The following is a 16,164-nucleotide window of genomic DNA, read 5'->3' as shown; positions in this document are numbered from 1 at the left end:
TGATTGCCCGCCCGGTTCCTCTGGTGGCGGTCTGCCGTTCCTTTGGGCATGAGCACAAGTGCGGCAGCGACGTGTTGGTTACGAATCGGACGGGCGCGAGTCAACTTGGCAATATGTCGGGCAATTCCAAGAACGCTTTCAGGATCAGTGGCTTGCGGCTGCCGACCGGCGTGCGTTGCTTTGCGGATGTCAGGCTGTGGCCGCCTGCGGCTGGTAGCGCACCGGATCGTCCGGGCCGTTGAGCGTCGCCTCGTCCACCGCCGAGAGAATCCGTCCGACGCTTGCGTCGTCGTCGCAGAGCCGAAGCAGCAGCGCCGCGAGGTCGCGGCAGGCGATGCGGCCATGCACGCGCTCGTCGTCGAACAGCGCGCCGCGCCCGCTCGCCGGCTCGTCGAGCAGGCCGGCCGGCCGCACGATGGTCCAGCCGAGCGGCAGGCCGGTGATGTGCGCTTCCGCCCGGGTCTTGGCGGCCAGCACCTCGCCGATCGCCGCCATCAGCCGCTCGGAGGCGTATTGGGCCGAGCCGCCGCAGCCGAGCGAGGTGACGGCGATGAGGCGCGTAACACCGGTGGCGAGGCAGGCATCGGCGATGTTGCGCACGCCCTCGTCGTCGACGCGCAGATCCATGCGGCCGCCGATGGTGCTCACCACCATGTCAGGGCGGGCCGCGGCCAGCACCGCCCGGATCTCGGCGGGCACCAGCACGTCGGCGCTGGCGGGCGCGACGCCGGCCGGAAGTTCGGCCTCGGTGCCAGAGGTGCGGCCGCAGGCGGTGACCTGAAAGCCCGCTGCGGCCGCGAGATCGACCAGCGCGCGCCCGGTCCGTCCCGCCGCCCCGAACACCAATAGCCGCCTTGCCGCTGTCGTCATCTGCCGCTCCCCAGTTCTGCGTCCCAGGCCGATCGGCTAGCGGCTAGCACAGGGCGGCCGGTGCCGGCCACAAGATCCTGCGAGCGAATGTCAATTTCGAATTTGAACAAACAGAACGTGGCCGTTCGGATGACGATCCCGGCTCTCGCCGACGCTCGGCCGGGATGACGCTCTCCCCCGGTCGCCCCCGGCGAGCGTGGCGCAGCCACGCGAGGGAAGGGGGCCCAGGGAACGGGACACTGGGAACGGGCCATTGGCGAACAGCGTGGCGGAATAGCTTGGCTGAGCACCCAGCCCCTCACGGCGCCACTGGATCGAGCCCCGTGCGTCAGGTGGCGAAGCTTGTGGGTTCCCTTCCCCTCGCCGCTTCGCGGCTCGGCCGGGAACGACCGACGGTGATGTGTGTTCCTGGGCGACGCTCTCCCGGTCGCCCGCCGAGCGTGGCGCGGCCGCGACGGGCGGGCGCCGATCCTCTATGGTCGCAGCGTCACCGCCGCGACCGAGCCCATGACCGAAGCATCGCCAGACACCGACACCGACCCGCGCCCCCACCCCCGCGCCACCTGGTACGTGCCGGCCAGCGGCACGTTCGAGCCATGGGCGCCGGTGCTGCGGCGCGCGGCGGAGGAGGACGTCGTGCTGCTCGGCGAGAACCATGACGTCGCCGAGATCCATCGCTGGCAACTGCACGCGGTGGCGGCGCTGCACGTGCTGCGGCCAAATCTCGCGCTCGGCTTCGAGATGTTCCCGCGCGACGTGCAGCCGGTGCTCGACCGCTGGGTGGCCGGCCTCGACGACACCGAGGCGTTTCTCGCCGCCGTCGACTGGCCGGCGATCTGGGGCTTCGACCCGGCGCTCTATCTGCCGCTGTTCCAGTTCTGCCGCCAGCAAGGGGTGGCGATGATCGCCCTCAACTGCCGCCGGGGGCTGGTGAGCGCGGTCGGGCGCGACGGCTGGGAGGCGGTGCCGGAGGCGGCGCGCGAGGGCATCACCCCGCCCGCGCCGGCCAGCCCCGCCTATCGCCGCTATCTGTTCGCCGCCACCGGCGGCGGCGCCATGGGCGGGCGGGCGGTCGCGGCCGGCGCCGACGATCCGGCCTTCGCGCGCATCGTGCGGGCGCAGCAGTGCTGGGACCGCGCCTTCGCCTGCGCGATCGCCGATCATCGCGCCCGCCTCGATCCGCCGCCTTTGGTCGCAGGCATCATCGGGCGCGGCCATCTCGAACATGGCTTCGGCGTGCCCGCCCAGCTTCACGATCTCGGCATCGCGCGCACCTGCGTGCTGCTGCCGTCGCTGCAGGCGACGATCGACCCGGACGCCGCGGCGGGCCTCGCCGATGCGCTCTTCCGGCTCGATGCGCCCGATCGCCCCGCCAGTTGAGCACCCGCGTTTTGCCAAACACGTCCTGAGCACCCATCTCCTTTACGGTTTCCGGCCTACGGCTTGGAGACCGGATTGAACTGCCGCCTTGCCGCGGCCGCGTCGCGTCCACCAGGTTCGAGCGTTGTCATGATTCGTCTCCGTCCCGTGCTCGTGCTCCTGGTGATCGGCGCGCTCGCCGCCGGCGTGTGGTGGTGGCGGGTCGGCCGCGGCCCCGAGGTGACGGTGGTGGCGCCCTCCCGCGGCACGGCGGCGGAGATCGTCTACGCCACCGGCTCGGTCGAGCCGGTGCTGTGGGCCAAGGTCGGCCCCATCGTGCGCGGGCGCATCATCGAGCGCTGCCGCTGCGAGGGCAGCGAGGTGAAGGCGGGGCAGGTGCTGGCCCGCCTCGACGACAGGGAGGCCCGCCACACCCAGCGCGAGCTGATCGCGCGGCGCGACCAGGCCCAGCGCGAGCTCGACCGCCAGCTCGAACTCAGGTCGCACGGCGTCGCCTCGCCGCAGGCGCTGGAGCGCGCCCAGACCGAGCTGCGCCAGATCGAGGCGCTGATCGCCGCCCAGGGCGAGCGCATCGAGAATTATCGGCTGGTGTCGCCGATGGACGGCACCGTGCTGCGCGAGGACGGCGAGGTCGGCGAGGTGGTGGACACCAACACCGTGCTTTACCGCGTCGGTCAGCCGCACCCGCTGCGCCTCGTCGCCGAGGTCAATGAGGAGGACATTCCGCGGGTGAAGCGCGGGCAGGTGACGCTGATCCGCGCCGACGCCTTCCCGGAGCGCACGCTCGAGGGCAAGGTCGACGACATCACCCCGGCCGGCGACCCGGTGGCCAAGACCTTCCGCGTCTATGTCGGCCTGCCCGAAAACACGCCGCTCAAGATCGGCATGAGCGTCGAGGCCAATATCGTGGCGCAGGAGAAGGCGAACGCGCTGCTGGTGCCGACGGAGGCGATCGTCGGCGGCGCGGTGTTCGTGGTCGAGAACGGTGTCGCCGTGCGCCGCAAGGTCGAGACCGGCATCAAGGGCACCCGCGCCGTCGAGATCGTGTCGGGCATCACGGAGGGCGATCGCGTGGTGTCGCCGGTGCCCTCGCGCTTCGCCGGCGGGCGGGTGCGGGCGAGCGAGAAGCCGCAGGAGCCGGCGAAATGACCGGGGCCGCCCAATGAGCCTCGTGCTCGACATCGCCTTCACCCATGTGCGGGCGCGGGCGCGCCAGACGCTGGTGGCGATCTTCGGCGTCGCCACCGGGGTCGGCTTCTCGATCATGATGGCCGCTTTGATGCAGGGCTCGCAGGTCGACTTCATCAACAAGCTGGTCGACGCCATGCCGCACATCGCCATTTCCGACGAGCGGCCGGCGCCGCCGGTGCAGCCGGCCGAGCGCGCCTATGACGCCGCCGCCATCCACGGCCTGACGCCGGAGACCCGCCGGCTCGGCATCAAGAATCCGCTGGCCACCATGGCGGCGCTGGAGACCTGGGTGCCGGGCGAGATCGGCCCCGGCGTCATCACCCGCGCCATCATCCGCTACGCCGGGCGCGACGTGTCGGTGACCGTCAACGGCATCGATCCGATGCGCGAGCCGAAGATCTCCACGCTCGCCACCAAGATGCGCCAGGGCTCGCTGGTCTCGCTCTACCGCGCCACCAACGCCATCATCCTGGGCTCGCGCCTCGCCACCAAGATCGGCGCGCGCATCGGCTCGACCATCTCGCTCACCACCACCACCGGCGGCCAGATGACGGCGGAGGTGGTCGGCATCTCGCACATCGGCGTGCGCACCGCCGACGAGACCACCGCCTATACCCTGATCAAGACCGCGCAGATTCTGCAGGCCCAGACCGGCATCATCAACGAGATCCGCATCCGGCTCGACGATCCGATGATCGCCAAGGACGTCGCCGACCGCATCGTCCGCGAGACCAACTATCAGGCGGTGGCGTGGATGGAGGCGCAGGAGGAGCTGCTGTCGGCCTTCCAGGTGCGCAACATCATCATGACCACGGTGGTCGGCGCCATCCTGCTGGTGGCGAGCTTCGGCACCTACAACATCATCTCCACCATCACCCACGAGAAGGCGCGCGACATTGCCATCATGAAGTCGCTGGGCTTTCGCGAGGTGACGGTGCGGCGCATCTTCGTCGTCGAGGCGCTGACCATCGGCCTGGTCGGCTCCGTCTTCGGCTGCGTGCTGGGCTATGCGCTGTGCCTGTTCCTCGGCTCGTTCGAGTTCGAGTTCTCGGCCTTCACCGACATGACGCGCATCCCGCTGCTCTATTCGGTAAACCATTATCTCATCGCCACCGGGGTGGCGCTCCTCTCCTCCGGCATCGCCGGCTACTTCCCGGCCAGGAAGGCCGCGCGCGTCCACCCGGTCGAGATCATCCGGGGCGCGGCGTGATGGCGGCGCCGGCTGCCGCTGCCGCCGAGGCGCCGCTGATCGAGGCGGTGAACGTCAGCCGCGTGCTGGACGAGGCCGTGCCGGTGACGCTGGTGCGCGACATCGACCTCGCCATCCGGCCGCGCGAGTTCGTCGCCATCACCGGCCCGTCCGGCTCGGGCAAGTCGTCGCTGCTTTATCTTTTGGGCCTGCTCGACCTGCCGACCACCGGCGAGGTGCGGGTGCTCGGCCGCCCCACCGCCACCATCAGCGAGGACGAGCGCGCCCGCATCCGGCTCGAAGGGCTCGGCTTCGTGTTCCAGTTCCACTTCCTGCTGCCGGAGTTCACCGCGCGCGAGAACGTGATGCTGCCGATGCGCGCGCTGGGTCGGCTGTCCGAGGCCGAGATGCGCGCCCGCGCCGACGAGATTCTCGCCTCCCTCGGCCTCGCCGAGCACGCCGGCAAACGGCCCGACCAGATGTCCGGCGGCCAGCGCCAGCGCGTCGCGGTGGCCCGCGCACTGGCCAACGATCCGCCGGTGATCCTCGCCGACGAGCCGACCGGCTCGCTCGACACCAGATCGAGCGAGCAGGTGTTCGCGATCCTGCGCGCGCTGGTGGACGAGCGCGGCAAGACGGTGGTGGCGGTGACCCACTCGATGGAGCTCGCCGCCCGCATGGACCGCCGCATCCAGATCGTCGACGGCCGCATCACGGCCGACGAGCAAACGCGTCCCGCGGCGACCAGGTGACCGCCTCGGCCCCTTTCGGCCCTCTCCCACCTGGGCCGCGCTTGCGCCTGCCCGGCCGCAGGCTCGTGTGGGAGAGGGTGGCGCTTCTTCCCTCTCCCCTTGCGGGAGAGGGTGCCGAGCGATCATCAGATCGCGAGGCGGGTGAGGGGTAATTCCTTCGGCATCCGCAATTTCTACCCCTCACCCGGCTCGGCCTCGCTTCGCTCGGTCTCGCCACCCTCTCCCGCAAGGGGAGAGGGAAGGGGCGGTGCGCCCCGCTATCCCTAACCGGGCCTTAACCGGGCTGCGCACATCCTTCAGGCCGAGGGCGCCGCGTCGGCGCGGCGGGACGGGTCCGGCATGGCGGTGAAGGAGCGCACGCGGGGCGAGCGCCGCGCGTCAGGCGGCGACAGCCGGCCGCGCGGCACGCTCGATTTGCGCCTCGACCCCGCCGACCGGCCGGGCGGCCCGGCCGGGGCCAAGCGGCCCCGCAAGCCGACCTCCGGCGGCAAGGCGCCCTCCGGCGGCCACGCGCCGGCCGGGCGCGCGGCGCCGCCGCGCCGCAAGCGCCGCGGGGTCTTGGGATTTCTCGGCCGCATGGTCTATTGGGGCGTCGTCATCGCCATCTGGGCCGGGGTGGCGGGGCTGGCGCTCATCGTCTGGCAGGCGGCGCACCTGCCGCCGATCCAGTCGCTCGACGTGCCCAAGCGCCCGCCGACCATCCAGATCGCCGGCATCGACGGCAAGCCGCTCGCAACCCGCGGCGAGATGGGCGGCGCCGCGGTGCCGCTGAAGGCGCTGCCGCCCTATCTGCCGCACGCCTTCATCGCCATCGAGGACAAGCGCTTCCGCGCCCATTGGGGCGTCGATCCCGCCGGCATCGCCCGTGCCGCGCTCGCCAACGTGCTGCGCCGCGGCGTCTCCCAGGGCGGCTCGACCCTGACCCAGCAGCTCGCCAAGAACCTGTTCCTGACCCAGGAGCGCACGGTCTCGCGCAAGCTGCAGGAGCTGGTGCTGGCGCTGTGGCTGGAGCACAAATTCAGCAAGGACCAGATCCTCGAACTCTATCTCAACCGCGTCTATTTCGGCGCCGGCGCCTATGGCGTCGAGGCGGCAGCCCAGCGCTATTTCGGCAAGCCGGCGCGCCAGCTCACCCTGGCCGAGTCGGCGATGCTGGCCGGCCTCGTGAAATCGCCGGCCCGCCTTGCGCCGACCCGCCACCTCAGCGCCGCCCGCAAGCGGGCCGCCTTGGTGCTGGCGGCGATGGCCGAGGAGGGGTTCATCACCCGCCAGAGCGCGGCGGTGGCGCTGGCCCGCCCGGCCGAGGTGGTGCAGCGCCAGGATGCCGGCTCGATCGGCTATGTCGCCGACTATGTGATGGACGTGCTCGACGACCTCGTCGGTCATGTCGAGGACGACGTCACGGTGGTCACCACCATCGATCCCGTGCTGCAGCATCTGGCCGAGCGCGCGCTGACCGAGGCGCTCTCGCGCGACGGCGCCAAGCTCGACATCGGCCAGGGGGCGGTGGTGGCGATGAGCCCGGACGGCGCGGTGCGCGCGCTGGTCGGCGGCCGCAATTACGCCGACAGCCAGTACAATCGCGCCGTCACCGCCCGCCGCCAGCCCGGCTCGGCGTTCAAGCCCTTCGTCTATCTGACGGCGCTGGAGCGCGGCCTCACCCCCGATTCGATCCGCGACGATGCGCCGATCCAGGTCAAGGGCTGGAAGCCGGAGAACTATGGCCGCGACTATCGCGGGCCGGTGAGCCTCACCACCGCGCTCGCCCACTCCATCAACACGGTGGCGGTGCGGCTGGCGCTGGAGGTCGGGCCGCGCGCGGTGGCCGACACCGCCCGCCGGCTCGGCATCACCGCCAAGATCGAGCCCAACGCCTCGATCGCGCTCGGCACCTCCGAGGTGACGCTGGTCGAGCTGGTCTCGGCCTATGCGCCCTTCGCCAATGGCGGCCTGCCGGCGCGGCCGGTGATCGTCGAGCAGGTGCGCGCGGCCACCGGCAAGCCGCTCTATGTCCGCCGCGCCGATCCGCGCGGCCGGGTGGTGGCGCCGGCGCACGTGGCGATGATGAACGCCATGCTGGAGGAGGTGATCCTCTCAGGCTCCGGCAGGAAGGCGCAGATCCCCGGCTGGCAGGCGGCGGGCAAGACCGGCACCACCCAGGACTTCAAGGACGCCTGGTTCGTCGGCTTCACCGGCCGGCTGGTGGCCGGGGTGTGGCTCGGCAACGACGATTCCGCGTCGATGAAGAAGGTGATCGGCGGCGGCCTGCCGGCCGAGATCTGGGGCCGGCTGATGCGCGAGGCCCACCGCGACTTCGCCCCCACCGACCTGCCGGGCGGCCTGCGCGATCCGAACTTCCGCTGGTCCGAGCCCGAGCTGCGCACGCCCTTCGACCGCGACACCGGCCGGACGGTGCCGCCCGCCGGCCGCGCCGACGATCAGCCGAGCCTCGATTCCTGGTTCCTCGACCGGCTGTTCGGCCGCGGCCGGTAGAGCCGCCGTGCCCCGCCGGCATCGTCGCGGGCAGCGCGCTCCCCCCCCCTTTGTCGCCCCGGGCGAGCGTGTGAAGGTCGTCGCCCCGGGCGAGCACCGCGAGACCCGGGGCCGTCATCCGCAAAAAGGCACCCTTTCCTGAGCACGGTCCCGGCTCGGCGCTGCGCGCCGTCCGGGACGACGATCTCTCCCCCTCTTTGTCGCCCCGGGCGAGCAACGCGAGACCCGGGGCCGTCATCCGCAAAAAGGCACCCCTTCCTGAAGACGGTCCCGGCTTGGCGCTGCGCGCCGTCCGGGACGACGATCTCTCCCCCTCTTTGTCGCCCCGGGCGAGCACCGCGAGACCCGGGGCCGTCATCCGCAAAAGGCCCCCCTTCCTGAAGACGGTCTCGGCTCGGCGCTGCGCGCCGTCCGGGACGACGATCTCTCCCCCCCCTCGTCGTCAGCCGCCGGGAGGGTAGAATTTCCCCAAAGGCGGCTGATAATGCGAATATATTGCGCAATATGCCAAATTCCTGTGCGGAAGGTGCGGCAAATTAAGGCTTGAACAGGGCAGTTGTTGCCGCAATATCACCGTTATGGAAAAAATTTACATAACGGAACAAGCCTGTTCCCGCGGCGCGCCCGCCGTCGCCTCGCCCGCCCGCACCGCGCGCGGTAACGTCTCACGCGGCATCGCCTCACGCGGCATCGCCTCACGCGGCAACGTCTCGCGCGGCATCGCCGCGGCCGGGCTTCGCGGCGTCGCGGCGGCCCTGCTCGGCGCTCTCCTCCTATCATCGCCGGCCGCGGCCGAGGAGGCCAAATCCACGGCGGGCGCGAAGGAGACCGTCGTCGTCCTCACCGGCTACCATGACGACGTCGTCTCGCCGGTGGTGAAGGCGTTCGAGACCGCCCATCCCGGCATCCAGGTCGAGCTGGTCTGGAAGGGCGGGCGCGAGGCGTTCGACGATCTCGCCAAGCCCGGCCAGGGCGGCATCGACGTCTATTGGGGGCCCTCGCTCGAAAACTTCCCGGCGCTGCGCGAGCGCGGCGCCTTCCGCACCCTCTCGGTCGACCGCGCCGTCCTGCCGGGGAAGATCGGCCGCCAGCCGATCTCCGATCCCGCCGGCTTCTACGAGGCCTACGAGGTGGCGGGCTATGGCCTCGCCTACAATGCCGAGGCGCTGCGCCAGCGCGCCCTGGCGGTGCCGAAGGCCTGGCGCGAGCTGGCCGATCCGCGCTTCGCCGGCCTCGTCGGCATGCCGGTGCCATCCGCCGTCGGCTTCGCCTCGACGCTCTACGACATCATCCTGCAGTCGGAGGGCTGGGAGCGCGGCTGGGCGCTGCTGTCGGAGATGGCCGCCAATGCCCGGCTGATCGAGACCGGCAGCGGCCCGAGCGACACGGCCGCCCAGGGCGAGGTCGCCATCGGCCTCACCATCGACTTCTACCCGATGTCCGCCAGCGCCTATGGCCGCGCGCCGGTCGCCTTCCTCTATCCGACGCGCACCGCCTTCCTGCCGGCGCACCTGGCGGTGACCGCGGCCGCGCCCCACGCCAAGGCCGCCTCGGCCTTCGCGGCCTTCCTGCTGTCGCAGCCGGGCCAGGAGATGCTGCTCGACCCGGCGATCCGCCGCCACCCCGTGCGGCCCGACGCCTACGCCAAGGCCCAGCCGGCGTTCGGCAACCCGTTCACGCCGGAGGCCGACGTCACCTTCGCCTATGATGGCGGGCTCGGCCGGCTGCGGCGCGGCGTGGTGGTCGCCCTGTTCGACGCGGCGATCGCCAGCCGGCACGCGGCGCTCAGCGCCCTCTGGGCCGCCATCCGCCAGGCCGAGGCGAAAGCTGCCGCCAACCCGGCGCTCGCCGCCGAGCTCGCCGAGGCCCGCCGGCTCGCCGGCGCCGTCCCGGTCACCGCCGCCATGGCCGCCGACCGCGCATGGCTCGCCGGCATCAAGGACAAGGCCGCACGCGACGCGCTCGCCGCGGAGTGGACGGCGGCGATCGATACGGCGCACCAGCGCGCGCTGGCGACGGCGAAGCGCATCGCCGCGGCGCCCTAAAGCGTTTCTCCGCGGAAGTCGGGACGGCGTTGCGAAAAGTCTCGCAAGGCCAGGGGGGTGGCGTGCCTGCGCGCGCCGAGAAGTCAGTCAGGGATTATGAGGGGGCTTGAACCATGCGTCTAGGACGGCGGGTTATGGCGATCGCGGCGGGGGCGGCGGTGGCCGGAACCATGGGGGTGGCCGCAAGTGGATCGGCCTGGGCCGAGGATGACGACGACGGCGTCTTCTCGCTCGGCGAAATCCACGTCACCGCTCCCACCGGGGACACGCAGGAGAGCGACAGTTTCGGCGGCAGCGTTCTCTCCGGCCGGCAGATGGAGAAGTTCTCCACCGACACGCTCGACCGGGCGCTCAACCTGGTCCCCGGCGTTTCAAGCTCGAACTCCGGCGGATCGCGCAACGAACAGCTTGTCTATGTCCGCGGCTTCGACCGCTGGCAGGTGCCGCTGTCGATCGATGGCGTGCGAATCTACCTGCCCTATGACAACCGCCTCGACTTCGGGCGCTTTCTGACGCCGGACATCGCCGCGGTGCAGGTCGCCAAAGGCTACGTGTCGGTGCTCGACGGTCCGGGCGGCATGGGCGGCGCGATCAACCTCGTCAGCTACCGTCCGACCAAGGAATTCGAGGCCGAGGGCCGCACCCAGGCGGAATTCGGCACGGACGGAACCTATGAAGGGACGTTGAACTACTTGCGAGGCGGCTCGCGCATGGACAAGGGTTACGTCCAGGCCAGCGGCACCTATCGCGATCTGCGCGGCTGGATGCTGCCGGAGGGCTTCACCCCCACCGTGGTGGAGAATGGCGGCCTGCGCGACCATTCCGACGTCACCGACTGGAACGTCAACCTCAAGGCCGCCTACACGCCGAACGCCACCGACGAGTATTCGCTCAACTTCATCAAGCAGTCCGGCTCGAAGGGTGCGCCCTACCACGTCCAAGATCCGATCGAGAGCCAGCGCTACTGGTCGTGGCCGTGGTGGGACGTCCAGAACCTCTATTGGCTGTCGGACACCAAGATCGGGGAAGCGTCGTATCTGAAGACGAAGGCCTATTACAATACATTCCAGAATGCGCTCGATATATACAACAACCCGGCGCAGTCCGACAAATCCTCGCGCAGCTATTACGAGGACTGGGCGGCCGGCGCCAGCGCCGAGTTCGGCACCGATTTCGGCACGATCGACAGCCTGAAGGCGGCCTTCATCTTCCGTCGCGACAACCATACCGAATGGCAGGATCTGCTTGGCGTTTCCAATGGCTGCACCGTGAACGAGGTCTGCATGACCGAGCCCAAGCAGACGACGGTCGAGGACACCTATTCGCTGGCGCTCGAAAACACCATCCATGTCACGCCGCGCGTCGATTTCGTGCAGGGCATCAGCTACGACTGGCGCCACCTGTCGGAAGCCGAGGACTTCACCACGCGGGACGGCTTCAACGGCATCATCAATTATCCGCTGAGCGACAGCGATGCGGTCAACTATCAGGGCGCGTTGATCTGGCGCTACAGCGACACCGCGCGGCTGTTCGCCAACATCTCCGACCGCACGCGCTTTCCGACGCTGTTCGAACGGTTCTCCTCGCGGTTCGGCGGCGCCACCTCCAATCCCAATCTCCAGCCGGAGCGGGCCGTCAACTATCAGGTCGGCTGGAGCAACGCATTCGCGGCGAAGAGCCAAGTCTCGATCACGGGCTTCTACAGCGACGTCACCGACATGATCCAGTCGGTGCCGATCGTCTACATCAATCCCATCACCCACAAGGCGACGTCATTGAACCAGTCGCAGAATGTCGGCGACGGGTACTTCTTCGGCGCCGAAGGCTCGATCGATCTGGCGATCAATTCGGAATGGGCGGTGGGCGGCAATGTGAGCTGGGTGCATCGCGAGGTCACCAATCCCAACGATACGACGTTCCAGCCGTCCGGCGTTCCCGAGGTCAAGGGCATGCTGTTCGCCACGTGGCAGCCGACCGAGAACTTCAAGCTGATCCCGGCCTTCGAATTCGCCGACGACCGCTGGACGTCCTATGTGAAGAACAAGGTCACCTATTATTACGTGACGGGGGCCTATGCGATCTTCAACATGCGGGCCGAATACACCATCAACAAGAACTTCATGGTGGCGGCCGGCGTCCGCAACCTGTTCGACGAGGAATACTATCTGAGCGACGGCTATCCCGAGGCCGGCCGCAGCTTCTATGCGTCGCTGAAGGCGACGTTCTAGAGCATTCTCGTAAAAGTGGATACCGGTTTTGCGAAAGAGAATGCGACAACTCAAGAGCTTATACCAACGGTCGCAGCCCATGACTCGTCATGCCCGCACTTGTTGCGGGCATCCACGACTTAAAATGTCTTTGAAAACAAAGACGTGGATGGCCGGGACAAGCCCGGCCATGACGACGGCGGGTCATGCTCGACGGCAGTTGGTATAAAGCTTCCCGGCGGTGCGTCGGGGCGTTGCGGCTCGCCCCGGCGCATCAACCCGCGGCGAGGATGACGTGGGTGGCCTTGAACAGCGCGCAGATCGGCTGGCCGACCTGGGCGCCGGCGGTGTCGGCGCCCTCGCGCGTCACCACCGACACGATGGTCTTGCCTTCGCCGATGTCGATGTCGATCTCGGCGCCGATGTCGCTGTCGATGCGGCGGGCCACCGTGCCCTGGATGCGGTTGCGCACCGACAGCGCCGGCGGCGCGTCGGCCGGCGCCAGCATCACAGACGACGATTTCACCAGCGCCATGGCCTGCCGGCCCGGTTCGAGCCTGAGATCGGCGGCGGCGCCATTGGTCACCACCGCGGTGATGGAATTGGCGGCCGAGACCTTGAGCTTGACCACCACCGACACCGGCCCCTTGCGGACCTCGCTGACCTCGCAGCGCAACGCGTTGCGGGCGCTCACCTTCACCGCCAGGCCCCACAGCAAGAGGTCGTCGAGATTGCGCAGCCCCTCCTCGGCGATGGTGGCCGAGATCTGCCCGAGCTTCTCCTCCAGGCGGCGGAACGCCACGATCAGCCGCCGGCCCTCCTCGGTGATCTCGGCGCCGCCGCCCTTGCGCCCGCCGGCCTTGGTGACGAAGGCCGGGGTCGGCAGCAGGTTGTTGATGGCGGTCACGGCGTCCCAGGCGGTCTTGTAGCTGAAGCCGACCGCCTCGGCGGCCTTGGTGATGCTGCCGTGCTCGGCCACCGCTTCGAGCAGCAGGATGCGGTCGCGTCCGACCAGCAGCCGTCCCTCGCTGCGCAGCGCCAGCAGGGCGTCGATCTTGGAGTCCGTCTTGGAGTCCGTCATTCCTGGCCGGCCTTCGCACGCGATCCGATCATATGGTTTCCGGTTGATCAGCTCGGAATGGTGGCCGGACGACCGCCGCCTCTTTCCCTCTCCCCTTGCGGGAGAGGGTGCCGAGCGATCGTCAGATCGCGAGGCGGGTGAGGGGTGACTTTCCCATCATGCGCCGTATCGACCCCTCACCCGGCTCGACCTCGCTATCGCTCGATCTCGCCCCCCCCTCTCCCGCAAGGGGAGAGGGAAGGAAGAGGCCGAACTGATCAGCCGGGTTCTCTATAGGTCCATCAGGCCGGAATTGGCCAGCGCGGGCAAATCCGGCGGCCTGCCGGTCATCACATCGTGATCGGGGGAGGCGATGCCGCCCCGCCGCCCCGCCTAAATAGAAAGTGTCCGGGCCAACCCCGCCCGATCACCGAAAAATCCTTATCCGATCAAGGATTTTTCGGCGAGATCGTTTCCGGCATCCCGAAGAAATCAGCCGGAAACCCTATCAATGGCAGTTGCAGTCGCAGTCGTCCTCGTGCTCGGCCGCCTGCGGCAGGGTGCCGGCGAGGAACTTCTCGACCGCGGCGACCGGGTCGGTCTCGCTGGTGGCGATCGCCGCCACCCCCACCGAGGCCAGCCGCGCCACGAAGCCCGGCCCGGCGCTGGCGGCGATCACCGCCCGCATCGAATAGAGCGGATGCGGGTCGGTGCCGCGGTATTCGTGGATCGACATGTCCTTCGGCAGGTCCAGCCGTTCGACCTCGCGCGGCGGCGTCCCGGCCTCGACCTCGAACACGAGGAAGCGCCGGGTCTTGCCGGCGTGCGGGGTCACGGTGCGGAAGTTCTGGCTGGCGACGGCGATACGCATGCAGGTGTCCTCAGGGTGCGGGTCGGTTGGTGTGTAGCGAAGGGCGGCGCGGCCGCCCTTCGGGCTCGGCGCTCACGCCATGCCGACAACGAGCTTGGTGTCGCCGGCGAACTGGTAGGGCGGGATCGGCAGGTTGGTCGGCGCCGGGCCTTTGCGCACGCGCCCGGAGGTGTCGTAAGCCGAGCCGTGGCACGGGCAGAACCAGCCGTTCCAATCGCCCTGGTGGCCGAGCGGAATGCAGCCGAGGTGGGTGCAGCTGGCATAGACCACCAGCCACTGCGCCATGCCGGGCTTCACCCGGGCAGAATCGGGCTGCGGGTCCATCAGCGCCGCCACGTCGACGTTTTCGGCCGCCGCGATCTCGTCGGGCGTACGGTGGCGCACGAAGATCGGCTTGCCGCGCCAGAAGATGCGCACGATCTGGCCTTCGGCGATCGGCGCCAGATCGAGCTCGATCGGCCCGCCCGAGGCGATGGTGGCGGCATCCGGGTTCATCTGATCGATGAACGGCCACGCGACGGCGGCGACGCCGGCCGCGGCCACCGCCGCCGTGCCAAGCTGCAGGATGTCGCGCCGGGTGGTGTGGGCAACCTCATCTGTCGTCATTGGGGGGATCCTTCTGTTGGTTCGAAGACAGCGGCGAGCCGGACGTGTTCCGGGCCGCTGAACTTGGCAAAATCCGATCGGGCGAAACCTTTTCCGCGTCTTCGGCGTCTTCGACGGCGGCGATTGCGGCGAAGGCCGGGGTTGTCCCCTCCGGCGTCCGCCAGCGTCCGCAATGGCCGCGCCGGCGGCGCAGGCCCTGCATCGGACAGCCGGTGGCGGCGATCTCGTCCTCCTCGGGCCGGCGCACCGCGCCGCCCTCGATGCGGACCGCCCAGCCGCGGGCGAGCGCAGTCGCCACCGTGGTGCGCGCCTCGGCCAAGAGGCGCGAGAAGGTCGGCCGCGACACGCCCATCAGTTCGGCCGCCGCGGCGTGCTCCAGGCCCTCGGCGTCGGCGAGGCGCAGCGCCTCCATCCCGTCTTCCGTCAGCACCACGTCCTGCAGCTCGCGCAGCGGGATGCCCTGCGGCTTGAACACACGGATGGACGCCGCTTCGCGGATGACCCGCATCTTGCGCGGACGAGACATCTCGACGCCGCCTTTGCCCATTTCTAGTTATGAACGTATGCTCAATATAGGCAGCGCGCCCGTCCCAACAAGGGTGCGAACCGCATGGCGCCCCGGCCCCAGCCGCAACGCTGCGTCGTCGCCGGACCGCCGGCCGCCAAGAGAGCACCGCCGCCAAGAGCACCGCCGCCAAGAGCGCGGCCGCCCGCCGGATGCGGGCAAGGTGCACGCAGGCGATTGACCGTCGATCAAAATATTCTAATATTGGCATATTAACCGGCGGGCATCCGCGGGCTTGTCACTTTGAGGTGTTGCCGTCTTGAGGTGCTGTCGTCTCGAGCTGTTTGCGTCCCCGCCTGTCGGGGCTCGCGTGCGCGGGAGAACAGGCGATGCGCACACGGAGACGGCACGCCATCATGCGCGCGACGCCCGCGACCGCGGCATCCGCCAAACCAGCAGCGACGAAAGGCACGACATATGACGCTCGATCGATTTGTGATGGCGTTCGCAGGCACGATGATCCTGCTGAGCTTGGCTTTGGCCCAGTTGGTCAGCCCGTGGTGGCTGCTGCTCACCGCCTTCGTCGGCTTCAACCTGCTGCAGTCGTCCTTCACCGGCTTCTGCCCGCTCGCCATCGTGCTGAAGCGGCTTGGCGTGGCGCCGGGCGCGGCGTTCTGACCGGCGCACACCAGTCCGCGCTGAGCGTGTCTGCGTCGAATCTCGTCGCCAGCGGCCGGGCCGACAGCCTCCGATCCATGCAGCCTGACATGAGATGCGGGCGCGCTCTCACCGCGGTCATCGCCGGGCTTGGCCCGGCGATCTCGATCGGACTGCGGCGGCGCCGGACAAGAGGACGGCAGGCGGGATGATCAAGGTGTCGGGATCGCCGGGCCAAGCCCGGCGATGACCGGGGCTGCTCCACGGCTGTCCGGCACGGATTGTGCTTGAAGAGGTGCACGGCATTGATTCTGCTTGTTTCCAGTTGGTTGCGAATC

13 protein-coding genes are annotated in these 16,164 nt (G+C 69.4%); 8 read left to right on the top strand and 5 right to left on the bottom strand.

The window, feature by feature from the left end:
• Positions 1 to 189: 189 nt before the first annotated feature.
• Positions 190 to 870 carry an NAD(P)-dependent oxidoreductase gene (locus tag F1193_RS14765; protein ID WP_150098568.1) on the bottom strand — a complete coding sequence of 227 codons (681 nt, stop codon included), beginning with the start codon at positions 868 to 870 and terminating at the stop codon, positions 190 to 192.
• Positions 871 to 1,377: 507 nt separating this feature from the next.
• Between F1193_RS14765 and F1193_RS14760 the strand changes: the two genes are divergently transcribed.
• The 7 genes from F1193_RS14760 (at position 1,378) to F1193_RS14730 (ending at position 12,148) form a co-directional block, all read left to right on the top strand.
• Positions 1,378 to 2,250: a ChaN family lipoprotein gene (locus F1193_RS14760; protein WP_150098567.1), complete on the top strand. Its 873-nt coding sequence runs from the start codon at positions 1,378 to 1,380 to the stop codon at positions 2,248 to 2,250.
• 129 nt (positions 2,251 to 2,379) lie between these two features.
• Positions 2,380 to 3,399 carry an efflux RND transporter periplasmic adaptor subunit gene (locus F1193_RS14755; RefSeq protein WP_150098566.1) on the top strand — a complete coding sequence of 340 codons (1,020 nt, stop codon included), beginning with the start codon at positions 2,380 to 2,382 and terminating at the stop codon, positions 3,397 to 3,399.
• Positions 3,400 to 3,412: 13 nt separating this feature from the next.
• Positions 3,413 to 4,651 (top strand): ABC transporter permease, encoded by a 1,239-nt coding sequence (locus tag F1193_RS14750; protein WP_150098565.1) that lies wholly within the window; start codon positions 3,413 to 3,415, stop codon positions 4,649 to 4,651.
• Positions 4,651 to 5,382, top strand: coding sequence for an ABC transporter ATP-binding protein (locus tag F1193_RS14745; RefSeq protein ID WP_150098564.1), 732 nt, complete (start codon positions 4,651 to 4,653; stop codon positions 5,380 to 5,382). The genes F1193_RS14750 and F1193_RS14745 overlap by 1 nt, the downstream gene beginning before the upstream one ends.
• 339 nt (positions 5,383 to 5,721) lie before the next feature.
• Positions 5,722 to 7,875 (top strand): transglycosylase domain-containing protein, encoded by a 2,154-nt coding sequence (locus tag F1193_RS14740; protein WP_150098563.1) that lies wholly within the window; start codon positions 5,722 to 5,724, stop codon positions 7,873 to 7,875.
• Positions 7,876 to 8,453: 578 nt separating this feature from the next.
• Positions 8,454 to 9,920 carry an ABC transporter substrate-binding protein gene (locus tag F1193_RS14735; protein WP_150098562.1) on the top strand — a complete coding sequence of 489 codons (1,467 nt, stop codon included), beginning with the start codon at positions 8,454 to 8,456 and terminating at the stop codon, positions 9,918 to 9,920.
• Between the two features lie 134 nt (positions 9,921 to 10,054).
• Positions 10,055 to 12,148, top strand: a complete 2,094-nt coding sequence (locus F1193_RS14730) for a TonB-dependent receptor (RefSeq protein ID WP_246164436.1) — start codon at positions 10,055 to 10,057, stop codon at positions 12,146 to 12,148.
• Between the two features lie 253 nt (positions 12,149 to 12,401).
• Here F1193_RS14730 and F1193_RS14725 read toward each other — a convergent pair whose 3' ends face one another.
• From F1193_RS14725 to F1193_RS14710, 4 genes are all read right to left on the bottom strand, one after another.
• A complete protein-coding gene (locus tag F1193_RS14725) occupies positions 12,402 to 13,208 on the bottom strand; it encodes a TOBE domain-containing protein (protein ID WP_150098560.1) in 807 nt (268 codons plus the stop codon).
• Between the two features lie 487 nt (positions 13,209 to 13,695).
• Positions 13,696 to 14,058: a NifB/NifX family molybdenum-iron cluster-binding protein gene (locus F1193_RS14720; RefSeq protein ID WP_150098559.1), complete on the bottom strand. Its 363-nt coding sequence runs from the start codon at positions 14,056 to 14,058 to the stop codon at positions 13,696 to 13,698.
• A 72-nt stretch (positions 14,059 to 14,130) separates the two neighbouring features.
• Positions 14,131 to 14,664, bottom strand: coding sequence for a ubiquinol-cytochrome c reductase iron-sulfur subunit (petA, locus tag F1193_RS14715; RefSeq protein WP_150098558.1), 534 nt, complete (start codon positions 14,662 to 14,664; stop codon positions 14,131 to 14,133).
• Positions 14,651 to 15,190, bottom strand: a complete 540-nt coding sequence (locus F1193_RS14710; protein WP_150098557.1) for a DUF134 domain-containing protein — start codon at positions 15,188 to 15,190, stop codon at positions 14,651 to 14,653. The genes petA and F1193_RS14710 overlap by 14 nt, the downstream gene beginning before the upstream one ends.
• A 456-nt stretch (positions 15,191 to 15,646) precedes the next feature.
• On the opposite strand from F1193_RS14710, the gene F1193_RS14705 reads away from it, so the two are divergent.
• On the top strand, positions 15,647 to 15,847 hold the full coding sequence (locus F1193_RS14705) for a YgaP family membrane protein (protein ID WP_150098556.1): 201 nt from the start codon (positions 15,647 to 15,649) through the stop codon (positions 15,845 to 15,847).
• Positions 15,848 to 16,164: the final 317 nt, after the last annotated feature.

Origin of the sequence: Blastochloris sulfoviridis (assembly GCF_008630065.1) — a bacterium.
Classification (GTDB): domain Bacteria; phylum Pseudomonadota; class Alphaproteobacteria; order Rhizobiales; family Xanthobacteraceae; genus Blastochloris; species Blastochloris sulfoviridis.
This window is presented reverse-complemented; position numbering and strand designations above follow the sequence as displayed.

Bases quoted from the DNA above. Each gene is read 5' to 3' on its own strand.
- F1193_RS14765 (WP_150098568.1), bottom strand. From the start codon at position 870: ATGACGACAGCGGCAAGGCGGCTATTGGTGTTCGGGGCGGCGGGACGG.
- F1193_RS14760 (WP_150098567.1), top strand. From the start codon at position 1,378: ATGACCGAAGCATCGCCAGACACCGACACCGACCCGCGCCCCCACCCC.
- F1193_RS14755 (WP_150098566.1), top strand. From the start codon at position 2,380: ATGATTCGTCTCCGTCCCGTGCTCGTGCTCCTGGTGATCGGCGCGCTC.
- F1193_RS14750 (WP_150098565.1), top strand. From the start codon at position 3,413: ATGAGCCTCGTGCTCGACATCGCCTTCACCCATGTGCGGGCGCGGGCG.
- F1193_RS14745 (WP_150098564.1), top strand. From the start codon at position 4,651: ATGGCGGCGCCGGCTGCCGCTGCCGCCGAGGCGCCGCTGATCGAGGCG.
- F1193_RS14740 (WP_150098563.1), top strand. From the start codon at position 5,722: ATGGCGGTGAAGGAGCGCACGCGGGGCGAGCGCCGCGCGTCAGGCGGC.
- F1193_RS14735 (WP_150098562.1), top strand. From the start codon at position 8,454: ATGGAAAAAATTTACATAACGGAACAAGCCTGTTCCCGCGGCGCGCCC.
- F1193_RS14730 (WP_246164436.1), top strand. From the start codon at position 10,055: ATGGCGATCGCGGCGGGGGCGGCGGTGGCCGGAACCATGGGGGTGGCC.
- F1193_RS14725 (WP_150098560.1), bottom strand. From the start codon at position 13,208: ATGACGGACTCCAAGACGGACTCCAAGATCGACGCCCTGCTGGCGCTG.
- F1193_RS14720 (WP_150098559.1), bottom strand. From the start codon at position 14,058: ATGCGTATCGCCGTCGCCAGCCAGAACTTCCGCACCGTGACCCCGCAC.
- petA (WP_150098558.1), bottom strand. From the start codon at position 14,664: ATGACGACAGATGAGGTTGCCCACACCACCCGGCGCGACATCCTGCAG.
- F1193_RS14710 (WP_150098557.1), bottom strand. From the start codon at position 15,190: ATGTCTCGTCCGCGCAAGATGCGGGTCATCCGCGAAGCGGCGTCCATC.
- F1193_RS14705 (WP_150098556.1), top strand. From the start codon at position 15,647: ATGACGCTCGATCGATTTGTGATGGCGTTCGCAGGCACGATGATCCTG.